The organism is Sphingobium sp. EM0848 (assembly GCF_013375555.1).
In the GTDB taxonomy this organism is placed as follows: Bacteria; Pseudomonadota; Alphaproteobacteria; order Sphingomonadales; family Sphingomonadaceae; genus Sphingobium.
Genome location: NZ_JABXWB010000001.1, coordinates 237,481 through 252,177, shown reverse-complemented (window position 1 = coordinate 252,177; position 14,697 = coordinate 237,481). Strand labels below are relative to the sequence as shown.

The window sequence follows — 14,697 nt, the reverse complement described above, 5'->3', positions numbered from 1 at the left end:
GATGCGTCAGAATTTTACGCTGACGTCGAGTCCATAGGTCCGCGGTTCGCCGAAGATGGCGCTTGGAACGCCTGCGGGGAAAGAGGCGGCGTAATAGCTGCGGTTCGTCAGATTGCGGCCCCAGACCGCCAGCTTCACGTCCTTCAGCCCCGGTATTTCGGACAGTCCGAGACGGGCGCCGAGCAGGCCGTTCGACCGGACGATGTACCGCGGGTCATTCGCAATCGCGAAATAGCGGTCCTGCCAGGCATAGTTCACGTTGGCGTCGAACTTGCCGATCGGCGTCAGGGGAGACGCATAGTCAGCCGCCAGCGTGAAGCTGTTCTTGGGCGCGTTCGTGAAATGGAAAGCGCTGGTGACGTCGTTGCCGTTGAAATCGACGACCTTCTTATACTTGGGATCGACATAGCCATAAGAAGCGGACAACGTCATACCCCGGAAGACGCGTGCGGAAATATCCGCTTCCAGACCCTGAATCCGCGCCTTACCAGCATTGAGGACGTCATTGACGCGTGGGTTGACCGGATCAAGGACGTTAAGCTGAATATCCTTATAGTCGTTATAGAAGGCGGCAAGATTGAAGCGCACGCGCCGATCGAAGAATTCGGACTTCAGACCCATTTCATAGGAAACCAGCGTTTCCGGCCCAAATCCGCGAGCAAAAGTCGCGGCCGAGGAGGCCGACGGGTTGAACCCGCCCGTCTTGTAACCCTTGGCGACCTTGGCATAGATGTTCACGTCGCGATTGATGTCGAAAGCCAGGGTGAGCGTCGGAGCGAAATCATCGAAGCTGCGGCGACCGCGATTGTTGATGACGACGACACCTGGCGCCGTACCGGCAAAGTTGGTTTTCACCAGCGTGGCGTCGCGCTTGTCCTTGGACCAGCGCGCCCCTGCGGTGATATGCAACCGGTCGTCGAGGATCGCAGGCGTATAGGTCGCCTGACCAAAGACGGCATAGGCTTTATTGTCGAATTCGACCGCACTGGTAGAGCCGCCGCCAGGCGTCACCGACCGGTTGAAGCCGTCACCATTTTCAGTGAAATAATAAAGCCCGGCGACATATTTGAGCCGTTTGTCGAAGGCGCTCCCGATCAGTTGCAATTCCTGCGTAAACTGTTCCTGATTGACCCGGTCACTGACGGTGAAGATAGGGAAAGCCCCCAGAACGCCGCTGTGATAATCCTGATATTCGAATGAATTGAGTCTGCGGTAGCCGGTGATCGACTTCACCGTGAGGTCGTCACCAACGTCCCAGGACAGCGTCAGATTATGACCCTGGACCTGTGTGTCATTGGGCTGGAAATTGCGAACGGCGGCGTTGCTCTGTCGTACCCGCTGCACCTCGCCCGGATAAAGGGGCACCATCTGAATGAAGGGAGATGTGTCATTTATCCATGCGGAATCGTAGGTATAACGCACTTCGAGAGCATCGGTCGGCTTCCAGAGCAGCGCCGCACGGACGGCATCGCGGTCGATGTCACCAAAGCGGGACGAACCGGTGCCAAGGTTACGGACAAATCCGTCCTTCTGATTTTTAAGGTAGGAAATCTGGAACGCGGCCTTGTCGCCGAAGCCGAGGTTGACGATCGTCCGCGCCCGGAACTGATCGAAATTGCCGATCCCCAGATCCTGCTTGATCCAGGTTTCGCCCAGTTCAGGCGCCTTCGTGATGAAACTGATCGCGCCGCCGGTCGCGTTGCGCCCGTACAGCGTGCCCTGCGGCCCGCGAAGCACCTCGATCCGCTCCAGTTCGGCGAGATCGGTTCCCAGGCCCTGGGTGCGTCCCACATAAACGCCATCGACATAGATGGCGTTGGGGGAATCGCGCGTGACCACATTGGACAGTTCGCCCACGCCACGAATGATCGGCCGAACCGACACAGAGCTGTTCGGATGCGGCGAAAGCTGAAGATTGGGAACCCCCGAAGCGATATCTGTCAGCGAAGCGATACGCTTGGATTCCAGCGCGGCACTGTCGAGCGCAACGATCGAGATCGGCGTGTCCTGCAGTGACTCAGAGCGCTTCTGCGCCGTGACGATGATTTCCTGAAGGCTCTGGCCTTGACTCTCGTCCTTGCTTTCCTGCGCCTGTGCGGCCGATGTCAATGCCACCGATGCCAATAGAATTGCTGAATATTTCATTTTCCCTCTCCCCACATCATTTACTGCTCAGAACCAATGGAAGCGGCGGTACAGGCCGCGCCTTTTGCGCTCGAGTTGCTCCCGCCTCCCCTCCGGAGAAATTATCTTCACCGTTTTGGGCAGATGCTTCCTGATATCCGTCTGATCGACCAGCATGGTCTCGATCTGCGGCGCACTCTCGGCGAACATCCAGCGCCGCCCCATCATGCCTTCGGTGTGCCCCGAGGGATCGAGCCAGTTGGGCAGCCCCGGATCCTGATGCGCGACGACCGCGATCAGTTCACCATTCTCTTCCAGCACGGCGCTGTGACCGTTGATACCCGTATGCCGATATCGATAATCGTTGGTTTCCCACCAGGGATTGTTGAACTCGATGTTCCAATATTCGCAGGCGGGCGGCGTCACGCGCAGGATCAGCGCCTTACCCTTGGGCACCTGCCAGTAACAGCAGGCCGGATCGCCGCCGGGCGTGGCATTGACCTTGTTGCCGGTTATCTTGCGCCAATCGACATATTGGTTCGGCGTCTTGCGGAAGAGGTCCATCGTATCCTGCCAGAAGCGAACCGTGCTCTCGATCCAGACCACGGTTGCATCCAATGCCGCCATGATCCGGTCCGCGGACATGTCGGGTGGCGCCGCAGGTGGGCCAAGCCGTTCGATCCTCGCCGTCATGGGACGCTCATTCTCCCAGTCGGCAAAGAATTGACGAATGGTCAGACGAAAGACATCGGGCGTCAGCTTCAGCCAATTACCGGGATGTTCGCGCGCACTCAGGATGACCTCGAAGCGACCGTCTGCGCCGACGACCATGTCCCGCCCGTACAACGCGCCGCCCGTTTTGCCACCCCAGGGGGGAGGCCCCTTATCCACGGTGGTGAGCGACAAATGCTTCGCCGTGCCGCGATCGCCATGGAGACGATATTCCTGCGATCCGTCGATCGCCGCCGCCAGATACAGCGCATCGGAATTGTCGCCGCCCTGCTTGCGGGTCGGATCGAAAAAGTGAAACAGTTCAGGATTCATCGGATCCGCATTGTGCAGATTCATCGACAGCCCGAGCGCAATATTGTTCATGATGTGCAGCAGCCCTGCCGCGCGCGCATCGGGATAACGGGCCGTGCTTCTTGCAAAGGCCAGTTCTGCGATCTTCCCGATGCGGGCCAGCATTGCATCGAAAGCTTGCAGCATCTGGGGATCGCCCGCGATGCCCGCCGCGTCAGCAGATGGGATCGATCCTGCCATCAAAAACGCCCCGAGCCCCCCACTCCCTGCCAGCAGATGCCGGCGTGAGAAACTCATCGCCTCCTCGTCTCCGATGTTCATGGATGCACTCTCCTGATGGGCATGCCGGTCAACGCCAGCGATGCGTTTGTCATGCTCTCACTATCAATTAAATTACTTACTCGCAAGTCAGAAAAATGGCTACATCGCCACATTGCTGGTCAGAATTTTGGACATTCTTTGAAATTGCTGCAATTTATGACTTTCAGGCAAGTCAATTGACAGGGTTGGACCGGCGTGCGATGGATCAGCCCTCTTATGTGGCAGAGTGATCGAACGTGCATGCAACCAAGCTCAGCAAGGGCGAGCAAACCCGCCAGAACATCCTCGCCGCCGCCGAGAGATGCTTTGCCGAGCAGGGTTACGACGCCGCCAAGCTGGAGACGATCGCGGATTCGGTCGGCATCAAACGCGCAGCGATCTTCTATTATTTCCGTAACAAGCAGGAATTGTTCGAGGATCTGACCCGCGACATTCATGTCGGCCTGATCCGGCAGACGCATGAGCGACTGGCGGACGCGACGGATCCCTGGGAAAAGCTCATGCTGCTGGTCGAAGCGTGGCTCGATTTCATGGTCACGCGACCGACGGCCGCCCGACTCGTACTCAGGGCCTGCGCCGATGCCGCATATTCGGAAAATTATCCGGCCGCCTATTCAAGCGACGCCCTGGCGCTGCTGCGCGGCATCATCCGGGAGGGTATCGCAACCGGCCGCTTCGCGGACGTGCATTCCATGTATCTCGTCAATCTGCTGAGCGGGAGTATCCTGCACTATGTCTGCAATCCCGATCAGCTCGGCGACGACCATCTCTATCGACCCGACGACCCAGTGGAGCTGGCCGCATTCAAGGGCATCCTCCGGAAGACCGCTCGGACGATTTTGAATGTGAGCTAGATTCGCGCGATGGCGTGCCCGGTTGCAATGATCGCGCCACCAGCCGGTAACGATCCGCACCTCCTCGAGCCTGTAGAAGATCTCGCCATTGAGCAGTTCATCCCGCAGGCGCGCATTGCAGCTCTCGATATAGCCATTCTCTCAAGGGTTGCCGGGCTCGACGTGGAGGGTGATGACGATCTGGGCAGCGATTTCGTGGGGTGCGAAGCGGCCGGGTCGATACCAGTCGGCTGCTGAGTTAAGCTGCGAGAGGAGAATATTGCGATAGATCGAGCGATCGATATGTGATGGCAGCGGCAGTTCATCCACCAACCTGCGGAAGAGTTCCTCAAACCGATGAGCGACATGCGAACCGTCAGCACGGCCATCCGTCAGGCCGAGGTGACGGCGATCGACAGGACACAGGAGCGCTTCGGCATCTGCCTTCAGCGCCTGGCGGCCGACACGGGTTATGGCGATGCGGCCCAGAACCTGCGCAAGCTCGCGATGCCCGTCCGCATTGAGGAGCAGGAAATCAGCCGTTGAGTGACCGGCAAGGGTCGGTGCCGGAGGCGATCTCTTTCCAAGCTTACGATAGCCGAGCGATCAAAGTGAAAGTCGGGAGCGCATATAGTCTATGAAGAGGCGCACCTTTGATGGAAGAAGATGCGCGGACGGATAGACTGCCATGATCACCATCGGTTCTGGTTTCGCATTCGCTATCGGCACGGGTATGAGTTTGCCGGAAGCGAGATCCTCTTTCACGTCCCATTCCGACAGAAGAGCGATTCCAGCGCCCTCCACGCAGGCCTGATGAATAGCGTCGATGCTGTGGGTCGACAGGCGCCCGCCGATCTTTTGTCGGATCGTCCGATCACCCGTTCGAAAAGTCCAAAAAGTGGTGGATCCGTCGGGTAGACAATCATGTGTCGCCAGTTCGGCCAGGCTCTGCGGCATGCCCGCAGCCGCCACATAAGAAGGAGCAGCATATAGCCCGCGTGGATTGTCGGCTAACCGACGGGCGACAAGACTGCTATCCCGCAACCGGGATGTGACGCGGATGGCCAGGTCCAGCCCCTGCGCAACCAGATCAAGGACGTGGTCCGATAGCACGAGATTGACTTCAAGTTGCGGATGAAGCTTCAAAAAGTCGATAAGCGCAGGTGTGACCACTTTGCGGCCGAATGCCAGGGAGGCAGTGAGGCGCAGTGTCCCGGTCACTTGACCACTTTCAACTCCGAGCGCAGCGCGTGCCTCTATGTGCGCATCCATGATGGTGCGGGCATAGGGCAGAAACCGTTCCCCTTCGTCGGTCAGCGTCAAGGCGCGGGTCGTCCGATGAAACAGGCGGATGCCCATATCCTGCTCCAGCGCCGCTATACGCCGCGACGCCTGCAACGCACTTGTGCCACTGCGCCGGGCGGCACCGGCAAGGCTGCCAGCTTCGGTAGCAGCAACGAACAGGGCGACGTCAGACAGGTTCATTGTATCAATTTTTGATGTTCCGGGTCATCATATTTCATGACTACAACGAAAATCGATATATGGCCATATCCGCCGCGACATCATTTTATGGATTGGCGATCATGACAACTATTACCGCCGAAAGAGACGTGCGAGCCGTGCAGTTGAACCAGCCCCTGCTGTTTGTGCTGACGCTGGCGACAGGGCTCGCAATCGCGAACATCTATTACAACCAGCCGATGCTGCTACTCATGGTCCAGTCACTAGGCGAGCGCGCGACGGCCTATGTCCCGATGGCCACGCAAATCGGCTATGCGATCGGCCTGTTCTTCATCGTGCCCTTCGGCGATATCGCCAATCGCAAGCCCCTGATCATCGGACAGTTTCTTCTTCTCGCCATGGCGCTATTGTTGACCGGCGTTGCGCCGTCCGCAGGCTTTCTGGTGGCTGCCTCGGTGCTGCTCGGTCTTGCGGCCAGCGTTGCCCAGCAACTGGTTCCGTTGGCCGCACACCTGTCTGCGCCGGAGAAGCGTGGTGCGACGGTCGGCACGGTCATGTCTGGTCTGCTGATCGGAATTTTGCTCAGCCGCACATTGGCAGGGCTGATTGCGGCCCATTGGGGATGGCGAGCCGTGTTCCTGTCCGCTGCTCCTGTGATGTTGCTCACGGCATTGACGCTGGCCCTTATACTGCCCCAACTGCATAATGCGGAACGCCTGCCCTATCGTTCACTCATAGCATCGATGTTCGACCTGTGGCGTGATCTTCCCGAGCTACGTCGCGCGGCGCTGACACAGGCATCCCTGTTTGGAGCATTCTCGGCCTTCTGGACTGTTCTAGCCCTGCGCTTGGCGGAGTCGCCTTTCCATATCGGTGCTGCAGGTGCAGGATTGTTCGGCATTATCGGCGCCGTGGGAGTATTTGTTGCACCTCTCGCTGGGCGGATCGCAGATCGTCACGGCCCCTATCGCGTGATCGCGGCCGGTTCCGCCGTTTCCCTGATTGGCTGGCTGTTGCTGGGGGCGTGGGGGACGCTGGCGGGCATGGTGGCAGGTGTGATCCTGCTGGACTTCGCCGTACAGTCGACACTGATCTCGCACCAGCACATCATTTTCGCACTGCGGCCCGAAGCGAGGGCTCGGATCAACACGCTGTTCATGACCACCATGTTTCTTGGCGCTGCCTTGGGATCGGCTGTCGGCATGCAGGGCTGGCGGATTGGTGGTTGGATTGCCGTAGCAGCCATCGGCATGCTGCTAAGCCTTGGGGCGATCTTCACTCGCCCCAGGCACAGTTAGCGGACGTTCCGCAACCGGGAATCAAAAAGGCGGCCGGGCGGGCTCGCGCTTACCTCAGTTCCAATCCTCCCCATGGCGAGCATGGGGAGGATTGGGGGCTTCACCTTACAGCTTGCCGCTCAATGACACGCCAATGATACGGGGTTCGTTGAAGACTGCCGCCATATAGTTTTCGATCACGCCCTTGAGGTTCTTCTCGTTCGTGATGTTGCGGGCGAAGGCGGCGACCTCATATTTACCGCCCGGCGCGGTGTAGCCGATCTTCAGGCCGCCTTCGAAGTCGCCCTTCGAATAAAACTCCTTCGTCTTGTAGAGGACGAAGTTGGTATAGCCCTGAATGTTCCAGTCGGTCGCGATGAAGGCCTTCCCGCCATTGGCGAGCGGGACGTCATAGCGGGCCGCGATGTTCGCCGTATATTTGGGCGCGTTGGGCAGCGGGTTGCCGTCAATCTTCGCCAGATAGACCGGGCCGAACGCCGTCGACACGGTGCGCAGCGGGTTTTCGACCGTGCAGACCACCACGCCATTGAGGGCGCAGACCTGCGCTTCGGCATTGGCGTCGTCAATTTCCGTGTGCAGCAGACTGAGGCCCGCCGAAAGGGTCAGATTGTCGATCGGGCGCGCTTCCAGATCGGCTTCCATGCCATAGGCCTTTGCCGCCTTCGCGTTGAACAGGATACCGTTGCCGTTGACGTCATTGCCGTTCAGCTGGATATTCTTCACCTTCCAGGCGAAGCCGGTCAGGTTGAAACGGACCCGGTTATTCAGCAGGCTTGTCTTGATGCCGCCTTCATAGGACATGATCGTTTCCGAATCCGCCGTGGTGAAGTCGCTGTTGAACACCGCCGAACGGCCCTGGATGGTCGGGCCACGGAAACCGCGCGCGACACGGGCGTAGAGGCTGACTTCCGGGCTGAGCGCATAGAGCAGGCTGACGTCCCAGCTCGGCTCATCGCCCTTCAGCTTCACATAGCGACGGCCCGTATAGGTGGAGACGCCCGCCGCATTGGCGGTGGCGCGGACGAGGCGGGTCGACTTCTCGTCCTCGGTATAGCGGCCACCCGCCGTCAGGGTCAGGCCCGGCACGATCTCATAGCTCGCCTGACCGAACAGCGCCCAGCTGGTGTTGATGTTGCGCAGACGGACCCAGTTGTTGGGGTTATGCGCGGCGGTCGTCAGGAAATAGGCGCGCTGATAGAAATCGGTCACGTCGCGGGAGTCGAAATACATGCCGCCGACCTGCCATTTGAAGGCGCTGTCGCCATTGCTGGCGAGGCGGACTTCCTGCGTCAGCTGGTCGAGATCGCGCACCTGGCCCTGGCTCTGGCCGAAACCGTTGGGAACGCCGCCGACCGGGAAATTCGCGGCCGCACCGCCATCGGTGTCGCCACGGCTGTAACCGCTGGTGGTTTCATAGGCGGTGATCGAGGTCAGCGTGACCGGGCCGAAATCCAGCGCGATATTTTCTGACGCGCCATAGGTCTTGTAGGCCTGCGGATTGTTCATCGCCTCGTCATAGGAAACGATGCCGCGTGGTTCGGCGCTGACGTCGTTGGACCCCTTTTTCAGCGCGGCGCGGTGGAACAGGGTCGAGGTGCCGTCATAATCGCGATAATGGAAACTGGTCAGCATCGACAGCGTTTCCGACGGCGTCATCAACAGCTGGACGCGGACGTCCTTTTCGTTGAAGCCGCCCATGGCGTCCTTTTTCGGCGAAACCGTGCCGTCTGCGCTGGTGCCGCTATAGGCATTGTCGACCCAGTCGTCGCGATGCTGGTAAAGCGCCGAAACGCGGAAGGCGAGCTTGTCCGCCACGATCGGGCCGCCGATGCCGCCGTCGAAGGTGACGGTGTTATGGCTGCCATAGCTGGCTGAGGCGCGGCCCTGCCAGTCCATCGAGGGGCGGATGGTATCGAACTTGATGATGCCCGCCGTGGTGTTGCGGCCGAACAGCGAACCCTGCGGGCCGCGCAGCACTTCCACCTGATTGACGTCGAAGACCGGGTTCGACTTCAGCACCACATGTTCCAGCACGACATCGTCCTGGATGATCGATACCGGCTGCGACGCGCCGAGGTAGAAGTCGATATTGCCAAGGCCGCGAATGTAGAAGCGCGGGAAGATGCGGCCGGTGGTGGTTTCGGCATAAAGGCCGGGCACGCGCGCCGCCAGTTCGAGGATGTCGCCGCCGCCGGACTGGAAGCCGCGCAGCTGATCGCCCTGGACCACGCCGACCGATACGGGGACGTTCTGGAGATTTTCCGAGCGGCGCTCAGCGGTGACGACGATCTCGTCGAGCGCGCCGCCGGCGGCGGCGCCCGCCTCCTGCGCATGGGCAGCGTTCGCGGCCGACAGCACGGCCAAGGCCGAAGTCAGCAGCAGAACGGAGCGTCCGAAGTGGGATTTGGCCAAGATGATTTCCCCCAGATTCCTGTTGTTCACGCCAGCCGCTTGGATTCCCTGATCATTTCTCGCCGCAGGCGGTGTGGCGGGTAGGAGCAGATTGTGGCGGCTTGGTGACAAGGGGCGGCGGTTGCCGGACGGACGTATAATTTCTCCTGAACTGTTGCTGCACAGCAACATAAGGCAATGGGCGGTTCTGTTTACCTTTCCCAACCGCCATTCCGGGATCGGTCGGCTTTGAGGGACGATGATCAAAAAGCAGCCGGCCCACAGCTGGAAAACCAGAATTGGTCGTTCAGCGACCGGATTGGGTCGTTACTTAGGGAATGGGTGACGAACGACTTCGTGCCGCAGTTTCCCGGCGGAGCCGTACCACTGCCTCATCCAGCATCGACAGAAAACGCGATCGATCTGCCTTCCCGAACGGCGCCGGCCCGCCAACATCGGCCATTGCCCCGGCACGCAAATCCGCCATGATCGCCCGAACCGCCACGGCATTGCCAATGGACGCATTGGTAAAGGGCTTCCCCGTCGGCGCGATCACCGCGCCGCAGCCAGCCTTCAGGCATCGGTCGGCCAGCAATATGTCGGCGGTGATGATAATCGAGCCAGCTTCTACATGCTCTACGATCCAGTCATCCGCCGCGTCGAACCCCTCACTTACCACCACTCGTGAAACAAGCGGATGCGCCGGCACCCTGATGGGACTGTTGCTGACGACGATGACCGGCACATCATACCGCCACGCCACCTTGTAGATCTCGTCCTTCACCGGGCAAGCGTCAGCATCGATAAGAATTGGGGGCATATTGGTCTGAGGCATGTCTATCATTTCATACGCCACTCGATCGTTGCCCGGCAAGCCGGGCCAGTGCAGCATGGATTTGGCTCCGCTGTTCCGGGTCGCGCGTGATCTCCAGCATGGCGCTCAGGCTGGCACGCGCCGCGCCCACGTCCCCATGCGTCAGTTGCAACCTCGCCATTTCCCCCCAGGCAACGCTGTGTTCCGGCGCGACCACAGTCATGCGCTCGTAAAGAGCGCAGGCCCGCGCAGTGTCGCCAGCCTGTTCTGCGCGGGTCGCCTGGTTGGCCAGAAGGCGTATGAGCGTCATGCGATTGGACATAGGCGCAACATGCGTTTCATCGGGCGAGACGCCTGGACCCAGCGCGCGCTTGAGCAGCACTATCAATCGTTCAGGCTCAACCGGCGCTCCGCCGCGGAAGGGATCGATCAGCGCCGGCGCCTCTTGCGGCCCTATGCTGACCAGCACGTGGCCAGGCGTATTGAGCGCATTGGCCGTCCAGCCCATCCTCCGCGCGACCGCCACATAGAGGATCGACAGGCTGACGGGCAGGCCGCGCCGTCGGTCGAGCACCCGGATCATATCGGCGTTGAGTGGCGCGTCATAGCTTTCGCTGTCGCCGGCAAAACCGAAATCGACGCCGATCACCTGCGCGAGCAGGGCGCCCTGCGCCTCGCCGGATTGCAAGTCGTCGGCGTCCATGCCCTCGCCCGCCGCTTCGACGGCGGCATTGATCACGCGCAACTGATCGAGATAGGGCTCTATATCCATGCCCTCATGGTCGAGGGCGCTCAACATCAATGCGGCGCTGTCCAGTTCGATCTCCTCATCGGCGAGCAGACCGAGATATGCGATGCTGTCGTTCAACTGATATCCTTTACTCACGGCCGAAAGGCGCTCCACCTCTGCCTGGGCGCTCAAGCACCGTTCAGTTTAATCATCTGATAGTGTTCGAGCGTCAGTCGCGCGATCGCGCCGTCGATCTGTGATAGCCTGTCCAAGACAATTCTCCGTTCGACCATAAAGATGGGGCTGCAGACCGGAGCTGTCCACCAACCTCACAGAAATGTCGTGCGGTTAGCGGCGGAACGAGGACGTAGCGACGTTAAGCCATGAGCATATTGCGTCGGGGAGCAGGCGGCGGGACTCAGCTATCTATACACCATATCGAGATCATGAATTTGCAGCAGAAATCTGGATCGATAGTCCCGGCATGAGCGCGTCATTGAGCGAACCCTTCGTCAATCCATCGATGAGCGAAGGGGTGAGAGTAGGCATGCGGGTCATAGTCCGACATCCTGATCGGCCCCTCCCCCGATAAAATCGCGATAAAAGAGGTGTCAAATCCGGTCCAAATGGGCCGAACCGGGCCCAACTCCCTTCCATGATGATTTTCGCATAAATCACTGGAAACGGGCCGAAACTAGAGGATTCGGCTGGCTGGGGCGGCAGGATTCGAACCTGCGCATGGCGGTACCAAAAACCGCTGCCTTACCGCTTGGCTACGCCCCAGCATCGAACCGGCCATCGCCGGCGCGGACCGCCATATAGCGGCTCCTGCGCGAAAGGAAAGCCTAGTCATTATTTTCCTGAGACGCCAATATGCTCACCCGTCCGCCCCTCATATTGGAACAAGCCGGCATGTCCGTCCCAAGCTCTTCACCGGCCGCATCACCCTCCCAGATCGCGCCCGCTTCGCCGCTGTTCCTGCGCGAGGACGAGATTCGCCGGGGGATCGAGATGCTTTATTTCGGCTATTCAGCGCTTACCCGTTCCATCGACGAGGGGCTGGCGGCGCAGGGGCTGGGCCGGGCGCATCACCGGGCGCTCTATTTCATTTCGCGCCAGCCCGATCTGACCGTCAAGGACCTGCTGCGGCTGCTGGCGATCACCAAGCAATCGCTGGGGCGTGTCCTCAACGATCTGATCGAGAAAGATTATATCGAAACCCGGCAGGGCGCGAACGACCGGCGGCAGAAATTGCTGCGCCTCAGCCCCAGCGGAAAGGCGCTGGAGGCCGAGCTGTTCCGCGCGCTGCGGGAGAAGATGGCCGCCGCCTATGTACAGGCGGGGCAAGGGTCCGTCACCGGCTTCTGGCGCGTGCTGGAAGGGCTGATTCCCGATGAGGATCGATCGATGGTCTTCGGATTGCGCAGCCGCTGACGACGCCCGGCGCAACCTTTTCGCCTCTGCAACGGTTATTACCGGTCCATTGACGGCAATGAGGACTTAACATGCGCAAATCATTTCTGGCCGCCCTGTCGGTGCTGATCGTGCTGGGCGCGTCGGCCTGTTCGAAAAAGGCCTCCGACAATCTGGAAAATGCCGGATCGGCCATGAGCAACGATATGGGCAACGCCATCGACAAGGCGGGCGCGAAAATCGACAAGGGCCTTAACCAGGCGGGCAATGCAATCGACGAGAGCGCCAACCGGATGGGCACGGCGATCGACAATGCCTCCCGAGACGCCAAGCGCAAGGCGGATGAGGCCAAGCATAATGTTGGCGCGGCGATGGAACGCGCGGGCAATGACATGAAGAAGGATTGACGGGCAGCGCCGCCCCTCCTTTCCGCCGGGGCGGCGCTTGACCTCCGCGCCTATCGGCCGCACCAGCTTGTGCCATGCATGGCGCCGCTTCCCCCGACCCCTTCCATTCCCGGCTGATGATCGGCCGCCCGGAACTCGCGCTGATCGGTGCAACGCTGCTATGGGGCGGCACTTTCCTGATCGTGCATCAGGCGATGCGGCACAGCGGGCCGCTTTTCTTCGTCGGCCTGCGATTCGGGACAGCCGCGCTGATAGCCTTGCCTTTGGCCCTGCCGGCGCTGCGCGGGGTGACGGCGCGCGAATGGCTGGCGGGCGGGATGATCGGCCTTGGCATTTTCGCGAGCTATTCGCTCCAAACCTGGGGACTCAGGAGCATCCCCAGCAGCACGTCCGCCTTCATCACGGCCGCCTATGTGCCGCTCGTGCCCATATTCCAGTGGTTGATCCTGCGGCGACCGCCGCGGCTGGCGAGTTGGGTGGGCGTGGCGCTGGCCTTTGTCGGACTGCTGCTGATCGCGGCGCCCCAGGAAGGGCTTTCGCTCGGCAAGGGAGAGGCGTTGACGTTGATCAGCACCCTTCCCATCGCCCTGGAAATCATCTTCATCAGCCTGTGGGCGGGCCGGGTGAATGTCGCGCGGGTGACGCTGATCCAGCTCATGACCGCGTCGATCCTGGCCTTTGCCAGCATGGGTCCAGCGGGCGAGGCCGTGCCGCCCTTTTCATGGGTCGTCATCCTGTCCGCCTGCGGGCTGGGGCTGATGAGCGCGGTCATCCAGTTGGTGATGAACTGGGCGCAGCAGAGCGTGTCCGCGACCCGCGCGACGCTGATCTATACCGGCGAGCCAGTGTGGGCGGGACTGATCGGCTGGATCGCCGGCGACCGCCTGCCGGCCACCGCCCTGTTGGGCGGCGCGCTGGTGGTCGCCGCCATGATCGTCAGCGAGATTCGATTCGGTAAAGATTAGAGCATCGTGCGGAAAAGTGGGCGAGCCGGAGGCACGTGACTCCGAGCTCGGGTTTTCCGCTTCAAACGATGCGACAACAAAAACTTAGAGCGTGCTTCCTGCGTACGATTTAACGCAGCGCGCTCTAGCGGCGGAAGACAGGCGGCCGCTTTTCGAAGAAAGCCGCGAACGCCTCCTGCGCCTCAGGAGAGGCCAGCGTTTCCCGGAACAGCCGCGCTTCTTCCTCAATCCGCTGGTTGAGCGTGGCGAGATCACCCTTCATCAACCGGCGTGTCGCGGCGAGGGCCTGAGGCGGCTTCGCCATCAACGCGGCCGCTTTCTGCCGGGCATGGTCGAGCAAGCCGTCAACCGGAACGATGGCCGTGACGAAACCGGCGCGGTCCGCCGTCTGCGCATCCATCGGCTCACCCAGCAGCAGCATCGAGGCCGCCTTGGCATAGCCGAACGTCGCGGGCGCGAGCAGGCTGGCTCCCGCCTCCGGCACGATGCCGAGATTCACGAAGGGCGTTATGAAGCGCGCGTCGGACGTCGCATATACCAGATCGCAATGGAACAGCATGGTCGTGCCGACGCCCACGGCCAACCCCTGAACGGCGGCGACCACCGGCTTGTCGAAAGCGGCAATGGCGCGAATGAAGTCAAACGCGGCCTCTCCGCCCTCCGGCCCGGCCATGAAGTCTTTCAGGTCGTTGCCCGCGCAAAAGGCATCGCCCTTGCCGGCGAAGAGGACGACACCGATGTCGGCCCGCGCCGACGCATCGGCCAGCGCGGCGGTCATGGTGCGGTACATGGCGGCGGTCAGCGCATTCTTCTTGTCAGGACGGTCGATATGGATTTCGATGACGCCCTGATTTTCGACAATGGCGATCCCTTCGCTCACGGCAAGTCTCTCCTTTACTGCACGGTGCCCAAAT

The 14,697-nt window shown here is 60.7% G+C and carries 13 protein-coding genes, 1 tRNA gene and 3 pseudogenes; 7 read left to right on the top strand and 10 right to left on the bottom strand.

Annotated features, from left to right (window positions below):
- Positions 1 to 6: 6 nt before the first annotated feature.
- Positions 7 to 2,145, bottom strand: coding sequence for a TonB-dependent receptor (locus HUK73_RS01195; RefSeq protein WP_176590266.1), 2,139 nt, complete (start codon positions 2,143 to 2,145; stop codon positions 7 to 9).
- A 27-nt stretch (positions 2,146 to 2,172) separates the two neighbouring features.
- Complete coding sequence (locus HUK73_RS01190) at positions 2,173 to 3,468, bottom strand: DUF1214 domain-containing protein (RefSeq protein WP_176590265.1); 1,296 nt, start codon at positions 3,466 to 3,468, stop codon at positions 2,173 to 2,175.
- Between the two features lie 15 nt (positions 3,469 to 3,483).
- Here HUK73_RS01190 and HUK73_RS01185 point away from each other — a divergent pair, with 15 nt between their 5' ends.
- Positions 3,484 to 3,648 (top strand): hypothetical protein, encoded by a 165-nt coding sequence (locus HUK73_RS01185; RefSeq protein ID WP_176590264.1) that lies wholly within the window; start codon positions 3,484 to 3,486, stop codon positions 3,646 to 3,648.
- Between the two features lie 56 nt (positions 3,649 to 3,704).
- Positions 3,705 to 4,322 (top strand): TetR/AcrR family transcriptional regulator, encoded by a 618-nt coding sequence (locus HUK73_RS01180; RefSeq protein WP_176590263.1) that lies wholly within the window; start codon positions 3,705 to 3,707, stop codon positions 4,320 to 4,322.
- Here HUK73_RS01180 and HUK73_RS26640 read toward each other — a convergent pair.
- Positions 4,314 to 4,493: pseudogene (locus HUK73_RS26640) on the bottom strand (integrase core domain-containing protein); the annotation flags it as partial. The gene HUK73_RS01180 and the pseudogene HUK73_RS26640 overlap by 9 nt on opposite strands.
- Before the next feature lie 6 nt (positions 4,494 to 4,499).
- Positions 4,500 to 4,658, bottom strand: a pseudogene (locus HUK73_RS26635) (TetR/AcrR family transcriptional regulator); the annotation flags it as partial.
- Between the two features lie 21 nt (positions 4,659 to 4,679).
- Here HUK73_RS26635 and HUK73_RS26630 point away from each other — a divergent pair.
- Positions 4,680 to 4,826, top strand: a pseudogene (locus HUK73_RS26630) (IS5/IS1182 family transposase); the annotation flags it as partial.
- A gap of 81 nt (positions 4,827 to 4,907) precedes the next feature.
- Here HUK73_RS26630 and HUK73_RS01165 read toward each other — a convergent pair.
- Positions 4,908 to 5,786, bottom strand: coding sequence for a LysR family transcriptional regulator (locus HUK73_RS01165; protein ID WP_176590261.1), 879 nt, complete (start codon positions 5,784 to 5,786; stop codon positions 4,908 to 4,910).
- A 14-nt stretch (positions 5,787 to 5,800) separates the two neighbouring features.
- Between HUK73_RS01165 and HUK73_RS01160 the strand changes: the two genes are divergently transcribed.
- A complete protein-coding gene (locus HUK73_RS01160) occupies positions 5,801 to 7,063 on the top strand; it encodes an MFS transporter (RefSeq protein ID WP_255326153.1) in 1,263 nt (420 codons plus the stop codon).
- A 105-nt stretch (positions 7,064 to 7,168) separates the two neighbouring features.
- Here the strand turns inward: HUK73_RS01160 and HUK73_RS01155 are convergent, their stop codons facing one another.
- The 4 genes from HUK73_RS01155 to HUK73_RS01140 all read right to left on the bottom strand — a co-directional run bounded on the left by HUK73_RS01155 (position 7,169) and on the right by HUK73_RS01140 (position 11,781).
- On the bottom strand, positions 7,169 to 9,475 hold the full coding sequence (locus HUK73_RS01155; protein WP_176590260.1) for a TonB-dependent receptor: 2,307 nt from the start codon (positions 9,473 to 9,475) through the stop codon (positions 7,169 to 7,171).
- A 310-nt stretch (positions 9,476 to 9,785) separates the two neighbouring features.
- Entirely contained in the window at positions 9,786 to 10,274 is a 489-nt protein-coding gene (locus HUK73_RS01150; protein ID WP_176592750.1) for a YaiI/YqxD family protein, read from the bottom strand.
- Positions 10,275 to 10,299: 25 nt separating this feature from the next.
- Positions 10,300 to 11,136: a SirB1 family protein gene (locus HUK73_RS01145; RefSeq protein WP_176590259.1), complete on the bottom strand. Its 837-nt coding sequence runs from the start codon at positions 11,134 to 11,136 to the stop codon at positions 10,300 to 10,302.
- Positions 11,137 to 11,706: 570 nt separating this feature from the next.
- A tRNA-Gln gene (locus tag HUK73_RS01140) sits at positions 11,707 to 11,781 on the bottom strand.
- A 129-nt stretch (positions 11,782 to 11,910) separates the two neighbouring features.
- On the opposite strand from HUK73_RS01140, the gene HUK73_RS01135 reads away from it, so the two are divergent.
- The 3 genes from HUK73_RS01135 to HUK73_RS01125 all read left to right on the top strand — a co-directional run bounded on the left by HUK73_RS01135 (position 11,911) and on the right by HUK73_RS01125 (position 13,783).
- Positions 11,911 to 12,432, top strand: a complete 522-nt coding sequence (locus tag HUK73_RS01135) for a MarR family winged helix-turn-helix transcriptional regulator (RefSeq protein WP_176590258.1) — start codon at positions 11,911 to 11,913, stop codon at positions 12,430 to 12,432.
- A gap of 71 nt (positions 12,433 to 12,503) precedes the next feature.
- Entirely contained in the window at positions 12,504 to 12,818 is a 315-nt protein-coding gene (locus tag HUK73_RS01130) for a hypothetical protein (protein ID WP_176590257.1), read from the top strand.
- Positions 12,819 to 12,892: 74 nt separating this feature from the next.
- Positions 12,893 to 13,783 carry a DMT family transporter gene (locus tag HUK73_RS01125; protein WP_176590256.1) on the top strand — a complete coding sequence of 297 codons (891 nt, stop codon included), beginning with the start codon at positions 12,893 to 12,895 and terminating at the stop codon, positions 13,781 to 13,783.
- A gap of 124 nt (positions 13,784 to 13,907) precedes the next feature.
- On the opposite strand, the gene HUK73_RS01120 is transcribed toward HUK73_RS01125, so the two are convergent.
- Positions 13,908 to 14,663 carry an enoyl-CoA hydratase gene (locus HUK73_RS01120; RefSeq protein WP_176590255.1) on the bottom strand — a complete coding sequence of 252 codons (756 nt, stop codon included), beginning with the start codon at positions 14,661 to 14,663 and terminating at the stop codon, positions 13,908 to 13,910.
- Positions 14,664 to 14,697: the final 34 nt, after the last annotated feature.

Bases quoted from the DNA above. Each gene is read 5' to 3' on its own strand.
- HUK73_RS01165 (WP_176590261.1), bottom strand. From the start codon at position 5,786: ATGAACCTGTCTGACGTCGCCCTGTTCGTTGCTGCTACCGAAGCTGGC.
- HUK73_RS01190 (WP_176590265.1), bottom strand. From the start codon at position 3,468: ATGAACATCGGAGACGAGGAGGCGATGAGTTTCTCACGCCGGCATCTG.
- HUK73_RS01185 (WP_176590264.1), top strand. From the start codon at position 3,484: ATGGGCATGCCGGTCAACGCCAGCGATGCGTTTGTCATGCTCTCACTA.
- HUK73_RS01195 (WP_176590266.1), bottom strand. From the start codon at position 2,145: ATGAAATATTCAGCAATTCTATTGGCATCGGTGGCATTGACATCGGCC.
- HUK73_RS01150 (WP_176592750.1), bottom strand. From the start codon at position 10,274: ATGCCCCCAATTCTTATCGATGCTGACGCTTGCCCGGTGAAGGACGAG.
- HUK73_RS01160 (WP_255326153.1), top strand. From the start codon at position 5,801: ATGTTCCGGGTCATCATATTTCATGACTACAACGAAAATCGATATATG.
- HUK73_RS01135 (WP_176590258.1), top strand. From the start codon at position 11,911: ATGTCCGTCCCAAGCTCTTCACCGGCCGCATCACCCTCCCAGATCGCG.
- HUK73_RS01130 (WP_176590257.1), top strand. From the start codon at position 12,504: ATGCGCAAATCATTTCTGGCCGCCCTGTCGGTGCTGATCGTGCTGGGC.
- HUK73_RS01125 (WP_176590256.1), top strand. From the start codon at position 12,893: ATGCATGGCGCCGCTTCCCCCGACCCCTTCCATTCCCGGCTGATGATC.